Origin of the sequence: Rhizobium sp. SSA_523 (assembly GCF_030435705.1) — a bacterium.
Taxonomy (GTDB): domain Bacteria; phylum Pseudomonadota; class Alphaproteobacteria; order Rhizobiales; family Rhizobiaceae; genus Neorhizobium.
This window is the reverse complement of record NZ_CP129382.1, coordinates 2,392,153-2,417,354: the sequence shown is the minus strand read 5'-3', so window position 1 is coordinate 2,417,354 and position 25,202 is coordinate 2,392,153. Positions and strand designations below refer to the sequence as shown.

The 25,202-nt window shown below is 61.9% G+C and carries 25 protein-coding genes and 1 tRNA gene; 14 read left to right on the top strand and 12 right to left on the bottom strand.

The genetic code is table 11. From position 1 onward, the window contains the following. Positions 1–25: 25 nt before the first annotated feature. Positions 26–385 carry a type II toxin-antitoxin system RelE/ParE family toxin gene (locus QTJ18_RS19900; protein WP_252754385.1) on the bottom strand — a complete coding sequence of 120 codons (360 nt, stop codon included), beginning with the start codon at positions 383–385 and terminating at the stop codon, positions 26–28. Further along, a complete protein-coding gene (locus tag QTJ18_RS19895; protein ID WP_252754386.1) occupies positions 375–644 on the bottom strand; it encodes a type II toxin-antitoxin system ParD family antitoxin in 270 nt (89 codons plus the stop codon). The genes QTJ18_RS19900 and QTJ18_RS19895 overlap by 11 nt, the downstream gene beginning before the upstream one ends. Positions 645–885: 241 nt before the next feature. Here QTJ18_RS19895 and scpA point away from each other — a divergent pair, with 241 nt between their 5' ends. Beyond that, positions 886–3,036, top strand: coding sequence for a methylmalonyl-CoA mutase (scpA, locus tag QTJ18_RS19890; protein ID WP_252754387.1), 2,151 nt, complete (start codon positions 886–888; stop codon positions 3,034–3,036). Positions 3,037–3,064: 28 nt separating this feature from the next. On the opposite strand, the gene dxr is transcribed toward scpA, so the two are convergent. Further along, positions 3,065–4,231, bottom strand: coding sequence for a 1-deoxy-D-xylulose-5-phosphate reductoisomerase (gene dxr / locus QTJ18_RS19885; protein WP_252754388.1), 1,167 nt, complete (start codon positions 4,229–4,231; stop codon positions 3,065–3,067). 411 nt (positions 4,232–4,642) lie between these two features. Here dxr and QTJ18_RS19880 point away from each other — a divergent pair, with 411 nt between their 5' ends. The 4 genes from QTJ18_RS19880 (at position 4,643) to QTJ18_RS19865 (ending at position 8,218) form a co-directional block, all read left to right on the top strand. Further along, the gene (locus QTJ18_RS19880; protein WP_252754389.1) at positions 4,643–5,866 is read left to right on the top strand and encodes an FAD-dependent oxidoreductase; all 1,224 of its coding nucleotides are present in this window, start codon (positions 4,643–4,645) and stop codon (positions 5,864–5,866) included. 300 nt (positions 5,867–6,166) lie between these two features. Beyond that, a complete protein-coding gene (locus QTJ18_RS19875) occupies positions 6,167–6,514 on the top strand; it encodes a hypothetical protein (RefSeq protein ID WP_252754390.1) in 348 nt (115 codons plus the stop codon). A 225-nt stretch (positions 6,515–6,739) separates the two neighbouring features. Then, on the top strand, positions 6,740–7,381 hold the full coding sequence (locus QTJ18_RS19870; protein WP_252754391.1) for an exopolysaccharide biosynthesis protein: 642 nt from the start codon (positions 6,740–6,742) through the stop codon (positions 7,379–7,381). Positions 7,382–7,522: 141 nt separating this feature from the next. Beyond that, positions 7,523–8,218, top strand: a complete 696-nt coding sequence (locus QTJ18_RS19865) for an Ntn hydrolase family protein (RefSeq protein ID WP_252754392.1) — start codon at positions 7,523–7,525, stop codon at positions 8,216–8,218. A gap of 81 nt (positions 8,219–8,299) precedes the next feature. Here the strand turns inward: QTJ18_RS19865 and QTJ18_RS19860 are convergent, their stop codons facing one another. Then, positions 8,300–8,707, bottom strand: a complete 408-nt coding sequence (locus QTJ18_RS19860; RefSeq protein ID WP_252754393.1) for an RrF2 family transcriptional regulator — start codon at positions 8,705–8,707, stop codon at positions 8,300–8,302. Positions 8,708–8,786: 79 nt separating this feature from the next. Here QTJ18_RS19860 and QTJ18_RS19855 point away from each other — a divergent pair, with 79 nt between their 5' ends. Further along, positions 8,787–9,767 (top strand): alpha/beta fold hydrolase, encoded by a 981-nt coding sequence (locus QTJ18_RS19855; protein WP_252754394.1) that lies wholly within the window; start codon positions 8,787–8,789, stop codon positions 9,765–9,767. Between the two features lie 161 nt (positions 9,768–9,928). Here QTJ18_RS19855 and QTJ18_RS19850 read toward each other — a convergent pair. Then, a tRNA-Arg gene (locus tag QTJ18_RS19850) sits at positions 9,929–10,005 on the bottom strand. Between the two features lie 113 nt (positions 10,006–10,118). Continuing rightward, the gene (locus QTJ18_RS19845) at positions 10,119–11,282 is read right to left on the bottom strand and encodes a M20 aminoacylase family protein (protein ID WP_252754395.1); all 1,164 of its coding nucleotides are present in this window, start codon (positions 11,280–11,282) and stop codon (positions 10,119–10,121) included. A 241-nt stretch (positions 11,283–11,523) separates the two neighbouring features. Here QTJ18_RS19845 and QTJ18_RS19840 point away from each other — a divergent pair, with 241 nt between their 5' ends. Next, positions 11,524–12,603, top strand: a complete 1,080-nt coding sequence (locus QTJ18_RS19840; protein ID WP_289852157.1) for a D-alanyl-D-alanine carboxypeptidase family protein — start codon at positions 11,524–11,526, stop codon at positions 12,601–12,603. Between the two features lie 128 nt (positions 12,604–12,731). Continuing rightward, a complete protein-coding gene (locus QTJ18_RS19835; RefSeq protein WP_252754396.1) occupies positions 12,732–13,925 on the top strand; it encodes a CobW family GTP-binding protein in 1,194 nt (397 codons plus the stop codon). Positions 13,926–13,994: 69 nt separating this feature from the next. Here the strand turns inward: QTJ18_RS19835 and QTJ18_RS19830 are convergent, their stop codons facing one another. The 5 genes from QTJ18_RS19830 to QTJ18_RS19810 form a co-directional block, all read right to left on the bottom strand. Beyond that, positions 13,995–14,261 (bottom strand): sulfurtransferase TusA family protein, encoded by a 267-nt coding sequence (locus QTJ18_RS19830; protein WP_252754397.1) that lies wholly within the window; start codon positions 14,259–14,261, stop codon positions 13,995–13,997. 7 nt (positions 14,262–14,268) lie between these two features. Next, positions 14,269–15,603, bottom strand: a complete 1,335-nt coding sequence (locus QTJ18_RS19825; RefSeq protein ID WP_252754398.1) for a L,D-transpeptidase family protein — start codon at positions 15,601–15,603, stop codon at positions 14,269–14,271. Positions 15,604–15,760: 157 nt separating this feature from the next. Beyond that, positions 15,761–16,714, bottom strand: a complete 954-nt coding sequence (locus QTJ18_RS19820; protein WP_252754399.1) for an acetyl-CoA carboxylase carboxyltransferase subunit alpha — start codon at positions 16,712–16,714, stop codon at positions 15,761–15,763. A 51-nt stretch (positions 16,715–16,765) separates the two neighbouring features. Continuing rightward, entirely contained in the window at positions 16,766–17,734 is a 969-nt protein-coding gene (xerD, locus tag QTJ18_RS19815; protein WP_252754400.1) for a site-specific tyrosine recombinase XerD, read from the bottom strand. Next, on the bottom strand, positions 17,731–17,922 hold the full coding sequence (locus QTJ18_RS19810; RefSeq protein WP_252754401.1) for a hypothetical protein: 192 nt from the start codon (positions 17,920–17,922) through the stop codon (positions 17,731–17,733). Before QTJ18_RS19810 ends, xerD begins: the two co-directional genes overlap by 4 nt. 158 nt (positions 17,923–18,080) lie before the next feature. On the opposite strand from QTJ18_RS19810, the gene QTJ18_RS19805 reads away from it, so the two are divergent. From QTJ18_RS19805 to QTJ18_RS19795, 3 genes are read left to right on the top strand one after another with little or no spacing between them, the layout of a single operon-like run. Next, positions 18,081–18,683, top strand: coding sequence for a shikimate kinase (locus tag QTJ18_RS19805; protein ID WP_252754402.1), 603 nt, complete (start codon positions 18,081–18,083; stop codon positions 18,681–18,683). After that, positions 18,673–19,812, top strand: coding sequence for a 3-dehydroquinate synthase (gene aroB / locus QTJ18_RS19800; RefSeq protein WP_252754403.1), 1,140 nt, complete (start codon positions 18,673–18,675; stop codon positions 19,810–19,812). Before QTJ18_RS19805 ends, aroB begins: the two co-directional genes overlap by 11 nt. After that, on the top strand, positions 19,806–21,110 hold the full coding sequence (locus QTJ18_RS19795) for an HlyC/CorC family transporter (RefSeq protein ID WP_252754404.1): 1,305 nt from the start codon (positions 19,806–19,808) through the stop codon (positions 21,108–21,110). The genes aroB and QTJ18_RS19795 overlap by 7 nt, the downstream gene beginning before the upstream one ends. A 22-nt stretch (positions 21,111–21,132) precedes the next feature. Here QTJ18_RS19795 and QTJ18_RS19790 read toward each other — a convergent pair whose 3' ends face one another. Continuing rightward, positions 21,133–21,459, bottom strand: coding sequence for a BolA family protein (locus tag QTJ18_RS19790; RefSeq protein WP_252754405.1), 327 nt, complete (start codon positions 21,457–21,459; stop codon positions 21,133–21,135). Positions 21,460–21,560: 101 nt separating this feature from the next. Here QTJ18_RS19790 and QTJ18_RS19785 point away from each other — a divergent pair, with 101 nt between their 5' ends. The 3 genes from QTJ18_RS19785 to cobT all read left to right on the top strand — a co-directional run bounded on the left by QTJ18_RS19785 (position 21,561) and on the right by cobT (position 25,194). Then, positions 21,561–22,184 carry a J domain-containing protein gene (locus QTJ18_RS19785; protein WP_252754406.1) on the top strand — a complete coding sequence of 208 codons (624 nt, stop codon included), beginning with the start codon at positions 21,561–21,563 and terminating at the stop codon, positions 22,182–22,184. 74 nt (positions 22,185–22,258) lie between these two features. Next, positions 22,259–23,251, top strand: coding sequence for a cobaltochelatase subunit CobS (gene cobS, locus QTJ18_RS19780; protein WP_252754407.1), 993 nt, complete (start codon positions 22,259–22,261; stop codon positions 23,249–23,251). Positions 23,252–23,292: 41 nt separating this feature from the next. After that, positions 23,293–25,194 (top strand): cobaltochelatase subunit CobT, encoded by a 1,902-nt coding sequence (gene cobT / locus QTJ18_RS19775; RefSeq protein WP_252754408.1) that lies wholly within the window; start codon positions 23,293–23,295, stop codon positions 25,192–25,194. The last annotated feature ends 8 nt before the right edge of the window (positions 25,195–25,202 follow it).

Sequence of the window (25,202 nt, the reverse complement as noted above, 5' to 3'; positions counted from 1 at the left end):
GCGGAATGCGGGAGCGGTCCGGCAATCAGGCGTTCATCGTCGGCTTGTTCAGCCGCTCCAGCATATGGCGGCGGTGGTCCTGGCCGCCGAAGAAGACAGCGAGGACGTTGACGACGCGGTTTTGCTCATCGATCCAGAAATAGAAGATCGCCCGGTCTTTTGTGATATGCCGCAGACCCGGGCGAAGGTCGCTGTTGAGTGTGCCTCGATGAGGATGGAAAGCGAGCTTTTCCACATCTCGAGCAACATCGTTCACCCGGTTGGTCGCACGATCATAGGCTTCCTCGATGGAATCGCCTGTCCCGAGATAGACTGCGAACAGATGGTCAAAGAGTTGATCGAAATCGGCGCTGACCGCCGCCGCAAGATTGATTTTATAAACCAAGAGCGGCCTTCTTTCGGGCAAGCATCTCGCGGATCTGTTGCTTGCTTTCCTCCATTGTCAGGAAGGGGCCCTTGGCCCGCTCGTCGAGCAGAGCCCGCAAAGCCGCAAGCTCCGCCTCTTTCATCTCGGTCTGCTCGCGCAGCAGTTCCAGACCCTGCTGCACCACGGCGCTTACGCTGGAATAGCGGCCTTCCTCAACCAGTCGGCGGGCGAAGGCGTCCTGCTGATCGGAGATTGAGACGGATGTTTTCACGGTCATGGAAGCTCTCTCCTACACTCCGCTTAATGGTACTACCTGGTAGTACCGGCGTCAATTCGGAACTGGCCCGGCCGCGACGGACGAGGGATCAGGTCAAGCGGGTGTCGTCCATCGCCGAGTGATCGGGATACGGGCATGAAATGCTGAAATGGAGACTGGAAGATGCGATATAGATTTCAATTCGGCGCATCCTTTCAGTGCCCTACCGACTGAACGTTAGAGTGAACCGAGGAGAGAGCAGATGTCGGAGAAGATCAGCAAGACCGATGGGCAGGATTGGCACGCGCTGGCTGAAAAGGAGCTGAAGTCCTCGCCGGAGAAACTGGTGTGGAACACGCCCGAGGGCATCCCGGTCAAGCCGCTCTACACGGCGGACGATCTCTACGGGATCGATCATCTCGACAGCCTGCCGGGCTTCAAGCCCTATGTGCGGGGACCGCGCGCCACCATGTATGCCGGACGGCCCTGGACGATCCGGCAATATGCCGGATTTTCGACGGCAGAGGAAAGCAATGCCTTCTATCGCAAGGCGCTTGCCGCCGGCCAGCAAGGCGTATCGGTGGCCTTCGATCTGGCCACGCATCGCGGCTATGATTCCGATCATCCGAGGGTCGTCGGCGATGTCGGCAAGGCGGGCGTCGCCATAGACAGCGTCGAAGATATGAAGATCCTGTTCAGCGGCATCCCTCTGCAGGATGTTTCCGTCTCGATGACGATGAACGGTGCGGTCATTCCGATCCTGGCCAATTTCATCGTGACGGGGGAAGAGCAGGGTGTATCGCGCGATCAGCTGTCCGGCACCATACAGAATGATATTCTGAAGGAGTTCATGGTCCGCAATACCTATATCTACCCGCCGGAACCATCGATGCGCATCATTGCGGATATCATCGCCTATACGGCCCGCGAGATGCCGCGCTTCAACTCCATCTCGATCTCCGGTTATCACATGCAGGAGGCCGGCGCGACGCTGGTGCAGGAGCTGGCCTTCACCCTTGCCGACGGTCGGGAATATGTGCGCGCTGCCCTGGCGCGCGGCTTGAGCGTCGATGAATTCGCCGGGCGGCTGTCCTTCTTCTTTGCCATCGGCATGAATTTCTTCATGGAGGCGGCCAAGCTGCGCGCCGCGCGCCTGCTTTGGTCGAGGATCATGGAGGAGTTCGAGCCGAAAAAGCCGGGCTCTTCGATGCTGCGCACGCACTGTCAGACATCCGGCGTCTCGCTGCAGGAGCAGGATCCCTACAACAATGTCGTCCGCACAGCCTATGAAGCGCTTTCTGCGGTGCTGGGCGGCACACAATCCCTTCATACCAATGCGCTGGATGAGGCGATCGCACTCCCGACCGAATTTGCAGCCCGCATTGCCCGCAATACCCAATTGATCCTGCAGCACGAGACGGGCGTCACCAAGGTCGTCGATCCGCTGGCCGGTTCCTATTATGTCGAATCTCTGACCAAGGAACTGGCCGACAAGGCCTGGGCCCTGATCGAGGAGGTGGAATCGCTTGGCGGTATGACCAAGGCCGTGGCTGACGGCTTGCCGAAGCGGCTGATCGAGGAGGCGGCGACACGGCGTCAGGCGCGGGTCGATCGCGGCGAGGAGATCATCGTCGGGGTCAACAAATATCGCCTCGAGAATGAAGAGCCGATCGATATTCTCGACATCGACAATACGGCCGTGCGCAACTCGCAGATCAAGCGGCTGGAGCAGATCCGGCGGCAGCGCGATCCCAAACGGGTAGCCGAGGCTCTTGCTCTGCTCGAAGAGGTGGCGGAAAGCGGAGAGGGCAATCTGTTGGCCGCTGCGGTGGAGGCTGCCCGCGCGCGTGCCACCGTCGGGGAGATATCCGATGCCATGCGCCAGGCCTTCGGTGATCACAGTGCCGTGCCGGAGGTCGTTTCCGACATATACGGCTCGGCCTATGCGGATGATCCCGAATATCAGACTTTGACGGGACGGCTGTCAGCCTTTGCGCAGGCCACGGGAATCAAGCCGAAAATGCTGGTCGCCAAGCTCGGCCAGGACGGCCATGATCGCGGCGCCAAGGTGATCGCCTCGGCTTTCGGCGATATCGGCTTTCAGGTGATTGCGGGCCCGCTGTTTCAGACGCCGGAGGAGGCGGCAGAGCTCGCCGTCGCGCAAAAGGTGCAGGTGGTCGGCATGTCGTCGCTTGCCGCCGGCCACAAGACACTCGCCCCGCAACTTGTCGAGGCTTTGAAGCGGCAGGGCGCCGAAGAGGTGATTGTGGTGGTGGGTGGCGTCATCCCGCGCCAGGATTACCAGTTCCTGCTCGATTGCGGTGTCGCCGCCGTCTTCGGACCCGGTACCAACGTGCTCGATGCGGCACGCGCCATTCTCGACCTGATGGAGGGTCGCCGCAGGAATGCGTAAGGGTTGCCTGGCCTTTGCTGAATGCGCCTCAACCGAGATGCGCCCTGGCCCGGTGTCGTGCCTCGAGATCGGCGGCGAATACATCCTCCATATGCGAGGCAGGCGGAAGATGGGCCAATTCGTCCATCACCGCCTCGGTAATCTCGGCCATGGTCAGGAAGCCTGTCTCGCCGGCAATGAAGGCCTCGAGCGCCACTTCCTTGGCGGCGTTGAGCACCGCGCCCTGCACCCCGCCGCGGTCCATGGCAAGCCGCGCCAGCCGGAGCGCCGGAAAGCGGTCCTCGTCGGGTGCCTCGAAATCCAGCCGGGCCAGCTTTGCGAAATCCAGCCGCTCGATCGGCAGATGGCCGCGGCGCGGAAACTGGAGCGCATAGCCGATCGCATGGCGCATGTCAGGGCTGCCGAGCTGGGCCAGAACCGAGCCATCGGCATATCCCACCATAGAGTGGATGATGGATTGCGGATGAACGATCACTTCCACCTCATCCGGCGAAAGGCCGAACAAGTGCCGGGCTTCCATCATTTCCAGCGCCTTGTTGAACATCGAGGCACTGTCGATGGAGATTTTCAGCCCCATTGACCAATTGGGGTGGGCGCGGGCCGTCTCCAGCGTGACATCCGCCATCTGCTCACGGGAGAAGGTCCGGAACGGGCCGCCGGATGCCGTCAGGATGACCCTTTCCACGGCGTGGCGCTGGTTTTCCTCCAGCACCTGAAAGATGGCATTGTGTTCGCTGTCGACCGGGAGAAGGCGGCCGCCGCCGGCTTTCACGGCGCCGACGAAGAGTTCGCCGGCTGCAACAAGACATTCCTTGTTGGCAAGTGCGATATCGGCACCTCTGCGTGCGGCCGCAAGCGTCGGCGCAAGCCCGGCAGTGCCGACGATGGCGGCCATCACCAGATCGGCCTCCATGCTCGCTGCCTCCAGAAGCCCGCTCTGGCCCGCGGCGGCTTCGATCCCGCTGCCGGACAGGAGATCGCGCAGGGCGACATATTGGCTCTCATCGGCGGTCACCGCCAGTCGGGCGCCAACGGTTCTCGCCTGTTCTGCCAGAAGCTCGATATTGCTGGCGCCGGTCAGTGCGACGATATCGAAGGCATCGCGGCCTCCCAGATGGGCCACGACATCCAGCGTATTGGTGCCGATGGAGCCGGTGGAGCCGAGAATGGAAATGCTACGCTTGGAACCTGTCATGCCTGGAATGTCCGCGTTGGTCACCGCTCGTTTACAGGGGGCGGGCCGGGGTCACAAGGGCGGATGCGCCGCATTGAATTTCACACCCGCCAATGCCAGATGCGCTAGGGTCTGTTGACATTCAGGGTTTGGAACGTGGTTTGCGAGAAAATAGCCCAGTTTCAGGAGCGAAGCCGCAGGAAGGGTCAACCCCTTTCAAGGCTTCGCGACGCCGAAATGGGCTATTTTCTCCAAATCCTGCGGACGCGTCGGATTTGCCCGCTGAATGCGTTGAAAATGCTCGTGATACATTTGGGTATCCCTTGCGCTTTTCGCCTGTTCAGCAACCAAATCCGAAACGCGCCACGTCCGAAACCTGATTGTCAACAGACCCTAGACTGCTCATAACGGTGGACGGCTGGAGACGAGATCATGGCGAAAGCGGAGTTGACAACGACCTGTGCCATTGCCGGCGGCGGTCCGGCCGGCATGATGCTGGGCCTGCTTCTGGCCCGCGCCGGCATTGATGTGACGGTGATCGAGAAGCATGAGGATTTCCTGCGCGATTTCCGCGGCGATACAATTCATCCTTCGACGCTCGAAGTGATCCATGAACTGGGGCTGGAGGATCGTTTCCTGCAGCTGCCCCATACCCGCGCCCACCGGCTTTCGGCAGAGATCGGCGGCAAGACCATCACCATGGCCGATTTCTCGCGGCTGCCGGTGCGCAACCGTTTCATCGCCTTCATGCCGCAATGGGATTTTCTGAGCTTTCTCTCCCAGGAGGCCGCCGCCTATCCGAATTTCCGACTGATGATGGCCAGCGAAGTGGTGGACGTGCTGGACGAGGGTGGCCGGGTCTGCGGCGTGCGGCTGCAGACGCCCGACGGGTTGCAGACATTACGGTCCACTCTGCTCGTCGCTGCGGACGGCCGGCACTCCGTCGTGCGGCAAAAGGCCGGGCTGGCGGTCGAGACATTTGGTGAGCCGAGCGAAGTCGTCTGGATGAAGCTGTCGAAACAGCCGGGCGATCCGGCGGAAACCATGGGACATGCCGGGCCGCGCCAGGGTTTCGTGCTGATCGATCGCGGCGATTATTGGCAATGCGGCTTCATCGTTCGCCGCGGCACTTTTGCGGATATCCGCTCCGGCGACCTGCAAGCCTTTCGCGATCAGGTCCGAGAGGTCTCGCCGCTTCCCGCGGAGCGCATGGAAGAGATCAGGAGCTTCGACGATGTCAGCCTCCTGCAGGTGCGCATCGACCGCTTGAAGCGCTGGTGGAAGCCCGGCCTTCTGGCTATTGGCGATGCGGCGCATGCCATGTCGCCGATCGGCGGCGTGGGCGTCAATCTGGCCATTCAGGATGCCGTGGCCGCCGGCAATATTTTGACACTGCCGCTGATGGAGAACCGCTTGACCGATGCGCATCTGGCGGCCGTCGAGAAGCGGCGGGATTTCCCCACCCGCGCCACGCAGCGGCTGCAATTGATGATGCGCTCGAGCCGCCGCAAGGATCGGGCGGACGAGGAGAGGCAGAAGGGACCGCCCGCCTTCCTGCGCGGCATTGCCTGCGTGCCGGCCCTTTCCCATCTGGCGGGGCGGCTGATGGGGCTTGGCTTCCGCATGGAACATGTCAGGCCGCCAAGGCCCGAATGACCGCTTGGCGCGCCGCTGTGAAGCCCTTGTTCTTTTCGCGAAAGGGTTGCGACGCAGATCGGAACGCATGCGCCGCCATGCTGCAACCGGATCTGGCGCTTCGCGGGATGGTTGTAGATTATGGTTGTTTATCAGGTCCTTAGAACGTGTCCGGGTCCGGTGCGACCTGTGCAAACATCGTGTCCAGGCAGTTGACATCAACTTTTTAGAAGCTACTGATCTTCGCGATCTGGGTGCGAGGCTGGACGATTGGGAGCCGGTGCAAGGCATCCGCGCTGTGAAGAGGAAGGGCAGCTGACGATGGTTCCTGCAGAGGCGGTTCGCGTTCGCAATCTTGTCGCTTCCTGCGGCTGGCGGGAAGCCTTGGAAATCCCGAAGGCTCTGTTCGGCTATGTGGAATCGGTTCTGGACGCTGCCGAACCCGGTGTCTATCTTATCGATCTGCTGCCGCCGCTAACCTCATCCATGCATGCCTTCCTGGCCGGCATCGGCGCTTTCACGCAGTCGCCGGTTCAAGAGAGCGAGATCGCGCAACGCCGCGTCCGCCTGCTGGAATATCTCGATGCCTTCATCGACGAGGCGCGGCTGCATCAGCGCAGCGTCGATTTCGTTCATACAATGAAGGCAGGCCAGCGCAAATCTTTCTGACGCCAAAGATCCTCCGGTCGACGAGCCTGCTCCGGCCGCCAACCGTCCTCTGGTCAAGTCGCCGGGCCCATCCCATATGCGAGGCAACTGCCGCAACGGTAGAAAGGCTCGAATAGAGCATTTCCGGTGATCACATGAAATGCTCTATCTCTTTGTTTTTCGCAGTCCGGACGCAAAACCGCTGACGCAGTTTTGCTGGACCTGCTCTAGGGAGACGATCGACACGTGACGATCAACAGTCAGCAAGGGCTTGCCGAAGTTCTCATGGCGATTTCCGATCGCTTCGCAACGGAACGAGCCACGATGGGCAATCTCCTGGCTGTCCTGGGAGAGCAGGCGACGGCGCTGGTCCTGCTGATCTTTGCCATACCGGCCATTATCCCGACCCCTGGCATCCCCGCTGGCATGGTGTTCGGCACAGCGCTTGTGTTGCTGGCTGCGCAATTGGTGATCGGTGCGGACCGGTTCTGGCTGCCGGAAAGGCTGGCGCGGGTCGAGGTGCCGCACCGTCTCCTGGTGTCGATGGCGGTTCGGCTGGGTCCCAAGCTGCAATGGCTGGAGACATGGCTTCGACCGCGCTGGACAGCGCTGAGCGGGCGCGCGGCGCTGCGGCCGCTGGGGCTCGTCATCGTCATCATGGGATTGGTGATCGCGCTTCCCATTCCGTTCGGCAATGTGTTGCCGGGCCTTGCGGTCTTTTTCATTGCCCTTGGGCTTGCACAGCGCGACGGGCTTGCGATCGGGCTTGGCCTGGTCTTCGGCCTTGCAGCGCTGCTGTTCACCGCTTTCATCCTGCTGGGGGGATGGTGGATTATCAGCGGCTGGCTTGGCTGGTCACAGCCCGCGGCTTCGGTGCCGGCCTCCTGATCCCGGCAGTGCCGGCATGCTCTCCTGCGCTTCCACGCGCCTTCTGCATGGAACGCTGCCCGGGTCGAGGGCGTAGTAGAGGAAGCGGGACATGCGCTATGCCGCAGTGTCTCAGAGAAACGGCCCTGGAAGGATCGCTTGATGACTGTCGTGCTTGCCACCGTATGCGAAGATGGCGTGGTCCTTGGATCGGACTCCCAGATTACCGACAAGGGGCGTGGCATGACCTATCCGGCCGAAAAGCTGCACCCCCTGGGTGAGACGGCAGCCTGGGGCGGCAGTGGCGCGCGGGCGGTGCTGACGGATGTCCAACGCTGCTTCAATGAAAACAGCGCCGCAATCCTGCAGGCGCCGGATATCGGGCGGGCATTGCAGGGGCAGGTCTTGCCGATCCTTCGCCATCACTACGATACGTTCATTCCCGATGTGCCGGGGGAGGAGGGCGGCGGCACGCCATCGGCCTATGTCATGGCCGCCGGCTGGCGGGATGGCGAGCCCTGGATCCTCGAAATCACGCCGTCCGGCATGATCGGCCATTATGCCGATATCGGATTTCACGCCATCGGCAGCGGTGCCGCCATGGCCCAGCAGGCCGGCTCTTTGCTCTCCCACTTCCGCCTGGCCAAGCGTTCAATGCGCTTCGGTTGCGCGGCGGTCTTGCGCGTCCTTCAATCGCTCGATCTCACCTCTGCCAGCGTCGGCAGGCCGTTCAGCCTGTGCCGGATCGGCGAGGAGGGTGCCCATCATTTCAGCGATGAGGAGATCGAGGAAACTGCCGAAGTGGTGCGCCGATGGGAGGAGTCGGAACAGGCGGTGATCTCCAAATTGTTCAAGTGAAGCCACAGGCGTTTGTCGCGGTTATAGTCCGACAGGACTGGTTCCGGCTTCGCTGCCCGGAAAGGGAACAGGCATCCCGCTTCAAGCGAAGGCCCGAGCCAGGTCCAGGATCGTTGCGCCAGCAAAGCGGGTACGAAGCGTAGTTTCGGCATCCGCCATGGCCTGTTCGAGAAACAGGTTGACCCTGCGCTCGACGGGGCATTCACTATGATCCTTGGAGAGGCCGATCGAGAAGGCGGAACCGGTCTGCAAGGCGTCATGGACCTGTTCGACCGTGATCTGATCCGCTTGCCGGGCGAACCGCCAGCCACCGCTGCGCCCTCCCGCCGAAGCGACGATGCCGTGCTCCTTGAGGGCCGCCATTGTCCGGCGCACCACGACCGGGTTGGTGTTCAGCATCTTCGCGATCGTCTCCGAGGTCTCGCTCCCACCGAGAAGGTGCATGTGGACGAGAACGTGGAGCATGCGGGAGAGACGGGTGTCGGCCATTGTGTAACTTATCATGTTTCGGAAACTTGACGAGAGGATATCCGTAACATAAAATGTTGCGGAACAACAGGAGCTCATCATGTCGTCCCGCAAGCTGAACGCCAATGGTCTCGCAATGCATATCGAGGAACAGGGGGATGGCCCTCTTGTTCTCCTGATCCACGGATTTCCGGAGACCGCCTATGCGTGGAGGCATCAGCTTGCTGCGCTTGCCGCGTCTGGCTTTCACGCCGTTGCGCCTGATATGCGCGGTTACGGGGAGACGCAGAGCCCGAGTGACAGTGCCCGGTATTCGACCTTTGATCTGGTGGGCGACCTTGTCGGCCTGCTGGATGCGCTGAACCGCGACAAGGCCATCATCGTCGGCAATGACTGGGGCAGCACGATTGCATGGCAGGCAGCACTGATGAGGCCTGACAAGGTCAGAGGCGTCGTCGCGATTGGCGTTCCGATGATGGGGGCACCTCCCGCCCCACCGACAAGCCTCTTTCCGCAGACCGATGAGGCACTGTCTTATATCCTTTACTTTCAGGAGCCGGGCGTGGCGGAGGCCGAACTGGAACGGGATGTCGCGGCCACGCTCCGCAAAATCCTCTTTTCGGCATCGCGGCAGGCAGGACCGAGACGAGAGGGCGACGGCACGCCAAATCCGTTTGGCATGGTGTCGCGCCAGCACGGTCTCCTTGCGCCACTTGCGGATCCGACAACCCTGCCGGATTGGTTGAGCGAGGCGGATCTTGCTCACTTTTCAGCCAGTTTTCGACGAAGCGGTTTCAGGGGTGGGCTGAACTACTATCGCAACCTCGACGCCAATTGGCAGCTTCAGCGATCGCTCCTCGGCAGGATGGTCGAGGTGCCTGCGCTCTACATGGTCGGCGAGCAGGATGCAGGGCTGAGCATTCCGGGCATGCGGCAGATCATCGACGCCATGCCGGCCTTGGTGCCCCATCTCAGGCGGAGCCTGACCATCCCGGATTGCGGGCATTGGGCACCACAGGAGAAGCCGCGGGAGGTCAGCGAGGCCATCATCGCCTTTGCGCGGTCGCTGCAAGATCCTTGAGGGCAAACCATGCGGAAGCTTGTGCGTGTCGCGGTCAAAAGCGCCGGTTGAAGGTGCCAATCGAAGGTGCCGGCCCCGCGAGGGCTTGGCCTGGACGAGGCTGTTACCTCTGTCTTCGGTACGAAGTGTTACCTATCTGTCCGGGCCGGACAAGCGGAGAGTGGCGTCCACGAGAGGATTCGAACCTCCGACCCCAGGATTAGGAATCCTGTGCTCTATCCTGCTGAGCTACGTGGACAGCCCCATCACTTCCGTGATGGTTCGCTACATATCGCAGCCGGGCGTCCGGGACAAGCCTGCACCTGATCTGCATTGAGCAGGCAGGTGGCTGCTCTTTATCTCGCAGCAGGTTCAGTCGCTGAGCCGCTGCTCCGCCAGTCTCACCCAATAGGAGATGCCATAGGCCAGCGCCTCGTCATTGAAGTCATAGGCGGGGTTGTGAAGCGCTGCGGTGTCGCCGTTTCCGATCATGATATAGGCGCCGGGACGCGCCTGGAGCATGAAGGCGAAATCCTCGCCGGCCATGCTTGCATCGACATCCGTATTGACCTGTCTCTCGCCGACAATGTCCATCGCGGCACGCGCTGCATGCAGCGTTTCCTCCGGATGGTTGACGGTGACCGGGCAGGCGCGCTCGTACTCCACTTCGGCACGCGCGTCATGCGCCGCTGCGATGCCCTCGGCGATCTGGCGGATGCGCGCTTCGGCAAGATCGCGGACATTCTCGTCCAGGCTGCGAACCGTTCCGGTCAGGAAAGCCTCTTCGGGAATGATATTGTGCGTGGTGCCGGCGTGGAACTGGGTGATCGAGACAACGACGGACCGCAAGGGATTGGCATTGCGCGCCGCGATCATCTGCAGCCCGTTGACGATCTGCGCGCCGATGACGATCGGGTCCGCCGTGCGGTGCGGCTCGGCGGCATGTCCACCGCGGCCGGCAATCTTGATCGTGAACTTGTCCGGCGCCGCCATGATGCCGCCCTTGCGGATGGCGAAGGTCCCGAGCGGCATGCCCGGCATATTGTGCATGCCATAGACTTCCTGAATGCCGAAGCGGTCCATCAGCCCGTCTTCGACCATGGCAAGCGCGCCCCTGCCACCTTCCTCGGCCGGCTGGAAGATCACCGCGACGCTTCCGTTGAAATTGCGCGTCTCCGCCAGATGCCTGGCGGCACCCAGCAGCATGGCCGTGTGCCCATCATGGCCGCAGGCATGCATCTTGCCCGGTATGCGGGATGCCCAGGGCCTGCCGGAAATCTCCTCCAGCGGCAGGGCATCCATATCGGCGCGCAATCCGACGACCCTTTCGCTTTCGCCCTTGCCGCGGATGATGCCGACGACACCTGTGCGTCCGAGACCGGTGACCACCTCATCGACACCGAAAGCGCGCAGCTTGTCCGCCACGAAGGCAGCAGTCTCATCCACGTCGTAGAGAAGCTCGGGCCGTTCATGAAGATGGCGCCGCCACTCCGTGACCTCTTTCTGGAGTTCGGCAGCTCTGTTCAAGATCGGCATGGGACATCCTGTCATCATTTACGGCTATGGTTGACGGCTCAAAGCCGGCCAACGCAAGAGGGAAGATATTGCGCCGCAGAATTGACGGAATCAATGATGTTTGCCATTCCTTCGTCACAAGCGCGACTTAGAGCGGGAGTTCGACCTGATGGGACCGATCGGTTCCTGTCCGGTCAGTTTCACTTTAAGCGCCGCTGGCACACTCCCCGCAGCTGAACGAGGCCTGCCTTTGCTCGACCGGATGATCCGACTGACTGCCAAGACTTTGCTGGCCGCTGCGGTCAGCTTGACGGCCCTGACCGGCCCCTATGCCTCCGACGCTCTCGCCAATCCGAAAATGGTCGTCGATGTGCGTTCCGGCCGGGTTCTGGCGCATCAGGAAGCGTTTCGCCGCTGGTATCCGGCATCGCTGACCAAGCTGATGACGGTCTATGTTACCTTCAAGGCGATCAAGAGCGGCAAGGTCAGCCTCGACACGCCGGTCGTGATGAGCCGCAATGCCGTGGACCAGCCGGCCAGCAAGATGTATGTCAAGCCCGGCGCATCCATGACGCTCGATGCGGCACTGAAGATCCTGATGGTGAAATCGGCCAATGACGTCGCCGTGGCGGTTGCGGAAACGGTGGGCGGTTCGGCCGAGAATTTCGTCTCGATGATGAACATCCAGGCGGCAGAGCTCGGGATGACATCGACGCGCTTCATCAATCCGCATGGCCTGCCCGGCAAGGGCCAGTATACCACTGCCCGCGATCTGGCGATCCTCGCCGTTCAGCTGCGCCGGGAATATGCCGATTATGCGGGCTATTTTGCCCTCGAAGGCGTGTCCACCGGCACGAAGGACTACCCGAACTACAATATGCTGATCGGCCGTTTCGATGGTGCCGACGGCATGAAGACGGGTTTCATCTGCGCCTCCGGTTTCAACCAGGTCTCTTCGGCGACCCGCAATGGACGAACGCTCGTTTCGGTTGTGCTGGGCGCCGACAGTCTTGCCGGCCGCGCCGATGAATCGGCCGATCTGCTGCAAAAGGCCTTCGGCCTGCCGCAGGGTACGGGCGATCTTCTGGGTTATCTTCAGCCCTATGGCCCGGACCAGACGGGGGTGGTGGATGTCAGTGCCGAAATCTGTAATCCCAAGGCGGCCAAGATCCGTAGCGAAGGGCGCGACGACGAAGGCCGGATGATCGTGCAGTCGCCTTACATCAAGGAGATGGCGCGTCCGCCGCGCTTCAGCCTCGCCGCCATTCTTCCGCCTCCGACGCCCGCAAAGGGCGAAATCGCCAATATCCCGGTCCCCATTCCCCGGCCGGCCTCCTTCTAAGCAGAGTTTCCCAAAAGTGGTAGCCGGTTTTGGGATAAAACTCTGCAAAAACAAAAACATCTAAGCAGACATTGGTTGGTTCGCCGACGAATGCCTGCTTAGTCTCTTGTGAGCGTCAGGATCTGCAAATGCCAGCACCCAATGAGCGTATTCCGGTCTCCGTCCTGACCGGCTTTCTCGGCGCCGGCAAATCCACGCTGCTCAATCGGATCCTGAAGGATCCGTCCGCCAAGGACACGGCGGTGATCATCAACGAGTTCGGCGAAGTGGGGATCGATAACCTGCTCGTCGAAAGCTCCGGCGATACGCTGCTGGAACTGTCCAATGGCTGCCTGTGCTGCACCATTCGCGGCGAACTGGTGGAGACGCTCGCCTCGCTGATCGACCAGATGCAGACGGGTCGCATCAAGCCGATCCGCCGCGTGGTCATCGAGACGACGGGCCTTGCCGATCCCGCGCCGGTCATGCAGGCGGTGATGGGCCATCCCGTTCTGTGCCAGAGCTATCAGCTGGACGGCGTGGTGACGGTTGTCGATGCCGTTCACGGACTGTCGACCATTGATCAGCATATCGAGGCCCTCAAGCAGGTTGCCGTCGCCGATCGCCTCGTCATCACCAAGACCAGCCTGACGGACGGCAAGGACAAGGCGGCCCTGGAGGCGCGGCTGCGCGCCCTCAATCCGCGTGCGGCGCGACTGGACGGCGATACGCCGGATGCGGGCCGGATCAGCGTGCTGATCAATGGCCTCTATGCACCTGATAGCAAGATCGCAGATGTCGGCCGCTGGCTGCACGAGGAAGAGGCTGACCATGCGGCGCCTGCGGATTCTGCCGCGGGTCACCACCATCATCACCATCATGACGATCACCACCATCATCATGACGATCACGGCCATGGCGGCCATGCCCATCACGGGTCCCACCATCATGACGTGAACCGCCACGGAACGGATATCCGCTCCTTCTCGATCATTCATGACGAGCCCATCGATCCGATGGCCATGGAGCTCTTCATTGATCTGCTGCGTTCGGCGCATGGCGAGAAGCTGCTGCGCATGAAGGCGATCGTGAAGCTTGCCGACAATGTGGAACGACCGCTGGTCCTGCATGGGGTGCAGACCCTGTTTCATCCGCCGGAGCGCCTGCCGCATTGGCCGCCCGGCAGCGAGCGCAAGACACGGATGGTTCTGATCACCCAGGGCCTCAGCGAGGACTTCGTGACGGACCTGTTTGCCGCATTCACCGGCCAGCCGCGCATCGACCGGCCCGATCGGGCTGCCCTGGCGGACAATCCGCTGGCCGTCCCGGGTTTTCGCCGCTGATTGACGCGTCTCGCGCTTTCCTTCCGCCCGCCGCTTGTGCGAAGCGGTGCAGATTTCGGGGCACGCGCTTCAGGAAAAAGCCTCTTTCGGCCTTGTTATCTCGCCGCGCCGGATGACGAAGCGATGGCCACTCGCGGTTCGCTCCGAGGCCAGCAGGACATGGCCTTGCTCATGGCACATGTGGGGAATATCAATCCCTGCCAAAGGATCGGTGGTTTCCAGAACCAGTTCCTGGCCCGACGGCAGCGTTGCGAGCTTCTTGCGGGCCTTTATGGCGGGCAGGGGGCATTTCAGCCCCTTCAGGTCGTAGACGATCTGCGCCCCTGGCGTGGCCACGCGGCGCCTACCACAATTTCCAGAAAGGCTTTCTGTCTGTGTTCTGGCTCACGCTCTGGCTCTGAACCGGCTGTGGCTCGACAGTATAGGCGAGCGGATTGCGTCCCGGAACGGGGATCGAGCCAGTCGTCGTGGTCGGGGTCGTCGTGGTCGTTGCCGCTGTTGCCGTCGTTGCAGGCGCCGTCATGGCTTCCTGAACGGATGCGGCGGTCCGCTTGCCGGGCAGCGAAGCGGAGGCCTCCAGGCGGCCCTGTTTTTCGACGCTCGGTTCGGTCGAGGTCGATGCCGTCAGGATCTGGGCCGGCGCCGGGGCCGGCTTACCCAGACGGGCTGACATCAGTTTCTCGAATTCTGCCGGCGCAACCAGCTTGCCGGCGGCAAGCGAGGTTCCCGTCGGGGCATAGGCGAGGTCGCGACCCTTGCGCTTTTCGGCCACGATGGCCTTGCGCTCCGCTTCCGTCGGCTCGTACCAAAGTTTGCCATCCAGCTTGTCGACGGCCTTCGCATAAGCGAGTTCATACTGCTTTTCATAGGCGGAGAGTGCCGAGGCAAGCGCCGGAGGGGAGGCCATGGGCGGGCAGGCTGCTGCCGGAGACAGGCCGGCTGCACCCTGAAACTCCTGGTTGAAGACATATTTCCGGCCGCAGACATTGACCTCCGGCGGACGCTTGGTCACTTCGAAATTGTCGTAGCCGACCTTCAGCATCTTCCAGAATTCGAGATTCTCGCTGGTGCGGTGGCGCGCCATGTTCTCGGCGGTCATGCGGAAGGGAAAGGCCTGCAGCTGGACAGCCGTCTGTCCGCCGCGGAAGGCGTCGCGCGCAAAGGCATAGATTTCCAGGATCTGCGCATCCGTCATCGAATAGCATCCAGACGACGAGCAGGCGCCGTGGATCATCAAATTGGAGCCGGACCGGCCATTGGCGGCATCATAACGGTTGGGAAAGCCGGTATTGATGGCCAGATAATATTTGGAATTGGGATTGAGATGTGCCGGCGTCAGGTTGTAGAAGCCTTCGGGCGCCTGGCGGTCGCCTTCCTTCACCTTCGGGCCGAGCTTGCCGGACCAGGCGCAGATGTCATAGTCGGCGATCTTGTCGAACCGGTTGTCCGCCTTGGCCTTCCAGATCTCCATCTTGCCTTCTTCCTTGAAGACACGGATCATGATCGGCGAATTGCGCGGCATGTTCTTCTTCTGCATCTCCGCGACAATGCGCGAAGGCAAAGGCTGCTCAACCTTGTTCTTGACCTTCGACACGTCAATGGCGCCGTCGATCGTGTCATTACAGCCGGCAAGGGCTGTAGCCATCAGCAGAAGGGTGGCGATATGTCTCAGGCGCATAGGCAAGGATCACACAAAATCAGACCAACGGGTGCAGCTCATCTGCTCATACCCATTCTGTCATCAATAATAAAGCGGTAAGCTTTCCAGAATCTTACCCCCGTGACAACAAGACATTGCACAAGATTGTGAAATTAGCGCGGCAAAATGCCCCGCTTTAGAGATTTCGGCCGATATCGAGGAATTTCTGCCGGCGCGCCATGCGGACGTCCTGCGGCGTCAGCGCCCCGAGTTCGGCAAGCGCGGTTTCCAGAACATCGCCTGCGTCATCGATCACCGCAGCCGGATCGCGATGGGCTCCGCCAAGCGGCTCGGGGATGATGCCGTCGATGACGCCGAGGCCTTTGAGGTCTTCCGCGGTGATCTTCATATTGGTGGCGGCTTCCCGGGCCCGGGTGGAATCGCGCCACAGGATGGACGCCGCACCTTCCGGCGAGATCACCGAATAGATCGAATGCTCCAGCATATAGACCCGGTTGGCTGCCGCAATGGCGATGGCGCCACCGGAACCGCCTTCACCGATGACGATCGAGATCATCGGCACGTGCAGGCCGAGGCAGGTCTCGGTCGAGCGCGCAATGGCTTCCGCCTGGCCGCGCTCCTCGGCGCCGACACCGGGATAGGCGCCGGCGGTATCGACGAGCGAGATCACCGGCAGGCCGAAGCGATCCGCCATTTCCATCACGCGGATGGCCTTGCGATAGCCTTCCGGACGCGGGCTGCCGAAATTGTGCTTGATGCGCGACTTGGTGTCGTGGCCTTTTTCCTGGCCGATGATTGCCACCGGCTGACCGCGGAACCGACCGAGCCCGGCCTGAATGGCGGCGTCCTCGCCAAAGGAACGATCGCCTGCAAGAGGCGTGAATTCGGTAAACAGGCGGCTGGCATAGTCGACGAAGTGCGGTCGCTGCGGGTGCCGCGCAACCTGCGTCTTCTGCCAGGCGGACAGTTTGGAATAGATGTCCTGCATGGCTTCGCGGACGCGCACTTCAAGCCGCTGGATCTCGTCCGACGTATCGATGCTTTCATCTTCCGCCGCGAGCTTCTTCAGCTCATGGATCTTGCCTTCCAGGTCGGAGATAGGCTTTTCGAAGTCGAGATAAGTCTGCATGAGCTCCGTTTTCCGATCATGTCTCGCGGCCGGGCCGCCTCCGCCCGCGCTCTAATCAGGGTTTTTGGCGCTTTTTGCAAGAGGGTGATGCGTTTCTACCACCTGGCGCAGGCGTTCCTCCAGAACATGCGTGTAGATCTGTGTTGTGGAAATGTCTGAATGTCCAAGCAGTTCCTGCACGATACGCAGGTCCGCACCGTTTTGCAGAAGATGACTGGCAAAGGCGTGCCGCAGCACATGCGGAGAGATGTGGGACGCGCGGATGCCGGCGCGCGAGGCGAGGTCCTTCAGCTCGCGCGCAAAGACCTGTCTTGGCAGATAGCCTTCTTTGCTGGCGGCGGGAAACAGCCAGGGACTTTCCGCCTGGCCTGCCTTTTCCGCCTGTCTGCGGTGCTCGCCAAGCGCGGCCAGGGCCTTGATCGCCGAGCGCGACAGCGGCACCAGCCGCTCCTTGTTGCCCTTGCCGCGGATCATCAGAAAGCGGCCTTCGTGATCGAGAACCTTGGCCGGCAGGGAAACCAGCTCGCTCACCCGCATGCCGGTCGCATAGAGAAGTTCGAGAAGCGCCAGCATGCGCAGCCGGAAGGCCAGACCCGGACCCTCCTGCGCCGCCTCCTCGGCCGCCAGCGTCAGGAGCCGGCTCACATCGCTCTCACTGAGGATCTTCGGCAGGGCGGCCTGCCTGCGGGGCGCATCGAGAATGGCGGTGGGGTCGTCACCGCGCAGACCTTCCGCGTAGAGAAACTTGTAGAATTGCCGCATGGCCGACAATCGGCGCGCCTGCGACGAGGCGGCAAAGCCCTGTGCGCTCAGATGCGCGAGATAGGCTGCGAGATCGGCGGATGCCGCTGCCGTCAGCGATGTCTTCCGGCTCTTCAGGAAGTGCAGGAGATCGCTGAGGTCGCGTTCGTAGGACTGCAGCGTGTTATTGGCCGCACCGCGTTCGGCGCTCATCATCTCGAGAAAGGATTCCAGATGGGCCGCCGACAGATCAAGCCTCGTTCCTGCGCCGGCGCTCATGGCTCTGCCGGCCTCGAGGGAACGGATCCTGTCTGGTCGCCTGCCGGAGGATTGAGCTTTTCTGAGGGAATGCGCACGGTCACCTCCCGCTCCCGCGGTTCTACCAGCAGGACAAGGGCAAACATGCTTCCATAGACAATGCCCGCAATGACGCCGAGAATAAAGAGGAAGCGGAAGAGGGTGGGCATGGTCGACTCCGATACTGCGCTACTATATGCGAAATGGCGAATACAAGCGCAAGAACCCGTTGCTGCCGCTCATTTCGCCGGACCCGCGTCTTGACGCTTCCACTGCATTTGTCGATACGGTGCGGAAGCGGAATGCGAGAGGATGGCGTACGAGCACAATGCCCGATCTTGGTGAACATTTGGTGGAGCCGGTGACGCTGGCCCGTCGCGCGCGTGCCGCCCTTGGCCGCCGCAACCTGATCTTTGTCGGGTTGATGGGTGCCGGGAAGTCGGTCATCGGTCGCCTGGTCGCCCAGCAGATGGGGCTTCCCTTCATCGATACCGATGCCGAGATCGAACGCGTGTCGCGCATGACCATTCCCGAACTCTTCGAAGCCTATGGCGAGGCGGAGTTCCGGGCCCTGGAAACCCGCGTCATCGAACGCCTGTTGAAATCGGGCCCGCGCATAATTTCCACCGGCGGGGGCGCCTTCATCAACGAGCGGACGCGCGCCTGCATCCAGTCGGGCGGCCTGTCGGTGTGGCTGAGAGCGGATCTGGACATTCTCTGGGAACGGGTCAACAAGCGCAACAACCGTCCGCTTCTGAAGACCGCCAATCCCCGGCAGACGCTGGAGGATCTCATGACCCAGCGATACCCGATCTATGCACAGGCGGATCTGACGGTAGAATCCCAAGATATCCGCAAGGAGGCAATGGCGGCCTGCGTCATGCAAGCCGTTGCGGCCCTGGCCGAGGATGATGGACGCGATGAATTCTGACATGCAGTCGAACTATGATCGTGTGGTGCATGTGCCGCTTGGCGAGCGTGCCTACGATATTCTGATCGGACCCGATCTGATTTCCCATGCCGGCGGCGAAATTTCGGCGCGCCTGAAGGGCCGGAAGGCGGCGATCGTCACCGACGAGCATGTGGCGCCGCTCTATCTCGACGCGCTGATGGACGGCCTGCAGACCGACGGTATCGAGGCGGTCTCGCTGACCTTGCCGGCGGGCGAAAAGACGAAAAGCGTCGAGCCGCTGGTCGCGGTCTGCGACATGGCGCTATCGGCCCGCATCGAGCGCAATGACTGCATCATCGCGCTTGGCGGCGGTGTCATCGGCGATCTGGCCGGCTTTGCGGCCGGCATCGTGCGGCGCGGGGTGCGCTTCGTGCAGATCCCCACCACGCTCCTGTCGCAGGTGGATTCGTCCGTGGGCGGCAAGACGGGCATCAATACCCGCCATGGCAAGAACCTTCTCGGTGTCTTCCACCAGCCGGACCTGGTCCTGTCGGACACGGATGCGCTCAACACGTTGAGTGAGCGCGAGTTCAGGGCCGGCTATGCGGAAGTGGCAAAATACGGACTGATCGACAAGCCGGACTTCTTTGCCTGGCTGGAGAGCAACTGGCGCGCCGTGTTTGCCGGCGGCCAGGCGCGCGCCGAAGCGATCGCCGTCAGCTGTCAGGCCAAGGCGGATGTCGTGGTGGAGGACGAGCGGGAAAACGGCCGCCGCGCCCTGCTCAATCTTGGCCACACCTTCGGCCATGCGCTGGAAGCATCCACGGGTTACGACAGCAGCCGCCTGGTGCATGGCGAGGCCGTGTCGATCGGCATGGTGCTGGCCCACCAGTTCTCGGCCCGCCTGAACCTCGCAAGCCCTGACGATGCGGCGCGTGTCGAGGCACATCTGAAGACGGTCGGCTTGCCGACGCGCATTTCTGACATACCTGGTGAGGCATTGGCCGCCGATCGCCTGCTGGACGCAATCGCCCAGGACAAGAAGGTGAAAAGCGGCAAGCTGACCTTCATCCTGACCCACGGCATCGGTCAATCCTTCATTGCCGATGACGTGCCGACGTCGCAGGTCAGCGCTTTCCTCGAGGATAGTCGTACCGGGCAATGCTGAACACAGTCCTAGAGATCCTGTCGGAATACTGGCTGACTCTCGTCTCCATTGTCGGGCTGATTGCCGCCTCGGCCTTCTTTTCCGGTTCTGAGACGGCGCTGACCGCGGCTTCGCGGGCCCGCATGCATACGCTGGAGAGCAATGGCGATGAAAGGGCGGCCCTTGTCGGACATCTGATCGAGAGACGGGACCGTTTGATCGGCGCCCTGCTGATCGGCAACAATCTCGTCAATATCCTCGCCTCCTCTTTGACGACGAGCCTGTTTCTCGGCCTCTTCGGACAGACCGGCGTCGCCATAGCGACGCTGGTGATGACGGTGCTCCTGGTGGTGTTCTCCGAGGTTCTGCCGAAGAGCTGGGCCATTTCCTCGCCGGACCGTTTCGCCATGTTCGTCGCACCGGCGGTGCGCATCTTCGTCGGTCTGGCCGGCCCCCTGTCGAGCGGCGTCAACGCCATCGTGCGCTTCATCCTGTCGCTGTTCGGCGTCAACCTGTCGCGCGAGACCTCCATGCTGACGGCGCATGAGGAGTTGCGCGGCGCGCTCGATCTGCTCCACCGGGAAGGCTCCTTCGTCAAGGCCGATCGTGACCGTCTCGGCGGCCTCCTCGATCTTGAAGAGCTGGAAGTGTCGGATGTCATGAAGCACCGCACCGTCATGCGGGCGATCAATGCCGAGGATCCGCCGGAGCTCATCGTGCGCACCGTGCTGGAGAGCCCCTTTACCCGAATGCCACTGTGGCGCACGACCACCGAGAACATTATCGGCATCGTGCATGCCAAGGATCTGCTGCGGGCGCTGGCGGAGCCGAACATGGAGCCGCGCGATCTGGATATCGTCAAGATTGCCCAGAAACCCTGGTTCGTTCCCGATACGACCAGCCTCAAGGATCAGCTCAACGCTTTCCTGCGGCGCAAGATGCATTTTGCCGTGGTCGTCGATGAATATGGCGAGGTGCAGGGCATTGTGACGCTCGAGGACATTCTGGAAGAGATCGTCGGTGACATTGCCGACGAACATGATCTCGAGATTCAGGGCGTGCGTCAGGAAGCCGATGGCTCGATCGTGGTGGAGGGCTCGGTCCCGATCCGCGATCTCAACCGTGCGCTTGACTGGAGCCTGCCGGACGAGGAGGCGACGACAATTGCCGGGCTCGTCATTCACGAATCCAAGCTCATTCCGCAGGAGCGCCAGAGCTTCACCTTCCACGGCAAGCGCTTCACGGTGATGAAGCGGGAGAAAAACCGAATCACACGGCTGCGGATCAGGCCGGCAGAGGACCTGCCCCTGCAGAACTGACCCATGGCCTTCTGCCGAGCGCCTACCAGCGCGTGGCTTCACCGGGCGCTGCGGCTTCGATGGCGAGCGCATGCAGCCCGGCATCCAGTTCCTGCTTCAACAGGTCATTGACCAGGCGGTGACGCTGCAGGCGGGTCATGCCGGCAAAACGCTGGGAAACGACGCGCACCCGCATATGCGTCTCGCCGGTGCCGGTCATGTCCGGCTGATGGCCGGCATGCTGGTGGCTTTCGTCGAGAACAGCCAGTCTCTGCGGTTCGAGCGCTTGCGCAAGGACATGTTCGATCCGCGAGCGAACCGAGGCTGGTTCCCCGGCAGGCGCTTGATCGGACGGGCGAGTGATGGACATGAGCGGCTCCGCAATGCCGGAAAAGGGGGTCCCAGAAAGCAGCAAGAAACCGGTTTGTCAATTCTTGTCCTGCTGTCTGGCGCACCCCATAATGTAGCCAAATGAAACTGGATTCCAAATATTTCGATCGCATCCGGACCCGCCGGAAACGGGAGCAGGAAAGCGTGGCCGCGGCCCCGACCTGCCAATGGGACGGGTGCGACAAGCCGGGCGTTCACCGCGCGCCGGTCGGCCGCAATGCCGAGGGGCAGTTCTTTCTGTTCTGTTTCGAACATGTGAAAGACTACAACAAAGGCTACAACTATTTTTCCGGCCTCTCCGATACCGAGATCGCCCGCTACCAGAAGGAAGCGATCACCGGTCATCGACCGACATGGACAGTGGGCGTCAACAAATCCGCCAAGGACGCGCCCATTCATGCCACGATGCGCTCCGGCTCCGCCGCCAGCTACCAGCGCGTCAAGGACCCGTTCGGCTTCGTGCGCGATGGGCAGGCGGGCGCGCGCCCGACGCAGCCCGTCCGCAAGCTGAAGACGCTCGAAGCCAAGGCTTTTGACACAATGGGCTTGACGGCGGGCGCAACAGCGACAGAAATCAAGAGCCGCTACAAGGAACTGGTCAAGAAACACCATCCGGACGCGAATGGCGGCGATCGCGGGTCGGAGGAACGTTTTCGGGCTGTCATACAGGCCTACCAATTGTTAAAGCAGTCCGGTTTCTGCTAAGCCGTTCTGGTGCAAGGCAACATGGCAGCGAATGATGCGGCTGAACCGCCTGGGCGGTTCGGCGTGGAGTGGTGATGAGCAAAATCGATCTTGATATTTCCAATCTCCCCGATACGACGGTGTCGGTGCGGGACGTCTTCGGCCTCGACACCGATCTGAGGGTCCCGGCCTACAGCAATAGCGATCCCTACGTCCCTGATCTCGATCCGGACTATCTGTTCGATCGCGACACGACGCTGGCCATTCTCGCTGGCTTCGCGCACAATCGTCGCGTGATGGTCTCGGGCTTTCACGGCACGGGCAAATCCACCCATATCGAACAGGTCGCGGCGCGCCTCAACTGGCCCTGCGTGCGCGTCAACCTGGACAGCCATGTCAGCCGTATCGACCTCGTCGGCAAGGATGCGATCGTCCTGAAGGACGGCAAGCAGATCACCGAATTCAAGGACGGGATCCTGCCCTGGGCCTACCAGCACAATGTGGCGCTCGTCTTCGACGAATATGATGCCGGACGCCCGGACGTCATGTTCGTCATCCAGCGCGTGCTGGAAAGCTCGGGCCGCCTGACCCTTCTCGATCAGAGCCGGGTCATCCGCCCGCATCCGGCCTTCCGCCTGTTTGCCACCGCCAACACGGTCGGCCTCGGCGATACGACCGGTCTCTACCACGGCACGCAGCAGATCAACCAGGCGCAGATGGACCGCTGGTCGATCGTGACGACGCTGAACTATCTGCCGCATGAAAAGGAAGTCGATATCGTGGCGGCCAAGGTGAAGAGCTTTGGCGCGACGACCGAAGGTCGCGAAACCGTATCGAAAATGGTGCGCGTTGCGGACATGACCCGCTCGGCCTTCATCAATGGCGATCTGTCGACGGTGATGAGCCCGCGTACGGTGATCACCTGGGCGGAAAATGCGGAGATCTTCGGCGATGTCGCCTTTGCCTTCCGCATCACCTTCCTCAACAAATGCGATGAGCTGGAACGCACGCTGGTTGCCGAACAGTATCAGCGGGCATTCGGCGTGGAACTGAAGGAAAGCGCTGCGAACATCGTTCTTGGAGCGTAGTTTGGCTGAAGGCAGCAGAAACCGGCAGACAAGGTAAGCATATGGCAGGCCGTGGCGACAATTCGAAGGCAAAATCCGGCGGGCCGGTGGACACGGAGCCGTTGCGCCGGGCCATCACCGGCTGTGTCCGGTCGATAGCCGGTAGCCACGAGGTCGAGGTCTCCTTCGCCAATGAGCGACCCGGCATGGCGGGCGAGCGCATTCGCCTGCCGGAAATCTCCAAGCGTCCGACGGCGCAGGAGCTATCGGTGACACGCGGGCTGGGCGATTCCATGGCGCTTCGGCTTGCCTGCCACGATACCAATGTGCATGCGTCCATGTCGCCGCAGGGTGCCGATGCGCGCACCGTCTTCGACGCCGTCGAGCAGGCCCGGGTGGAATCGCTCGGCTCGCTGCGCATGGCAGGCGTTGCCGCCAATATCAACAGCATGAATGCCGAGAAATATGCCAAGGCGAACTTCACCGGCGTCGATCGCCAGGAAGATGCGCCGATCGGCGAGGCCATGGCCATGCTGGTGCGCGAAAAGCTGACGGGCGCCAAGCCACCTGCCAGCGCCGGCAAGGTGCTCGAGCTCTGGCGGCCCTTCTTCGAAGAGAAGGTCGGCGGAGATCTGGACGGTCTGAGGACCGTTATCGAGGACCAGCAGGCCTTCGGCAAGCTCGTTCGCCACATGCTGTCATCCATGCAGATGGCCGAGGATTACGGCGACGACGAGAACCAGCCGGAGGAAATGGAGAACGAGAACGACGAGGAGCAGCCGCGCAGCAACGAGACCGAGAATGACGAGGTCGAGGAAGATGCAGGCTCCGACGCCGCTCCCGCCGAAGAGAGCCAGGCCGCCGAGGAACAGCTCGACGAAGGCGAAATGGACGGCGCCGAAATCTCCGACGACGACATGTCCGACGACGATGACGATCAGTCGGAAACGCCAGGCGAAACCCGCCGGCCCAACATGCCTTTCGACGATTTCAACGAGAAGGTGGATTACCACATCTTCACCGAAGCCTTCGACGAGGAGGTGACGGCCGAGGAATTGTGCGATGAGGCGGAACTCGACCGCCTGCGCGCCTTTCTCGACAAGCAGCTTTCCCATCTCCAGGGCGCCGTCGGCCGGCTTGCGAACCGCCTCCAGCGCCGGCTCATGGCACAGCAGAACCGGTCCTGGGAGTTCGATCTGGAAGAGGGCTATCTCGATCCGGCGCGCCTCGTGCGGCTCGTGATCGATCCCATGCAGCCGCTTTCCTTCAAGCGGGAGCGTGACACGCAATTTCGCGATACGGTGGTCTCGCTGGTCATCGACAATTCGGGATCCATGCGCGGCCGGCCGATTACGGTTGCTGCCACCTGCGCCGATATTCTGGCCCGCACGCTGGAACGGTGCGGTGTGAAAGTGGAAATCCTCGGCTTCACCACCAAGGCCTGGAAGGGCGGCCAGAGCCGCGAGCAATGGCTGGCCAATGGCAAGCCGCCGACTCCCGGTCGCCTGAACGATCTGCGTCACATCGTCTACAAGGCCGCGGATGCGCCCTGGCGCCGCTCGCGGCGCAATCTCGGCCTGATGATGCGCGAAGGCCTGCTCAAGGAGAATATCGACGGCGAAGCGCTGATGTGGGCGCATAACCGCCTGATCGGACGTCCGGAGCAGCGCAAGATCCTCATGATGATCTCCGATGGCGCGCCGGTCGATGATTCGACTCTGTCGGTCAATCCCGGCAATTATCTGGAGCGCCACCTGCGCGCCGTCATCGACCAGATCGAAAACCGCTCGCCGGTTGAACTCCTGGCGATCGGCATCGGCCATGACGTGACGCGCTATTATCGCCGTGCCGTCACGATCGTCGATGCCGATGAATTGGCGGGTGCGATGACCGAGCAGCTCGCCTCGCTGTTTGACGAAAGCACCCCCTCGGCACGCGGCAGCCGCTTGCGGCGCGCGGGCTGATCGCGCGC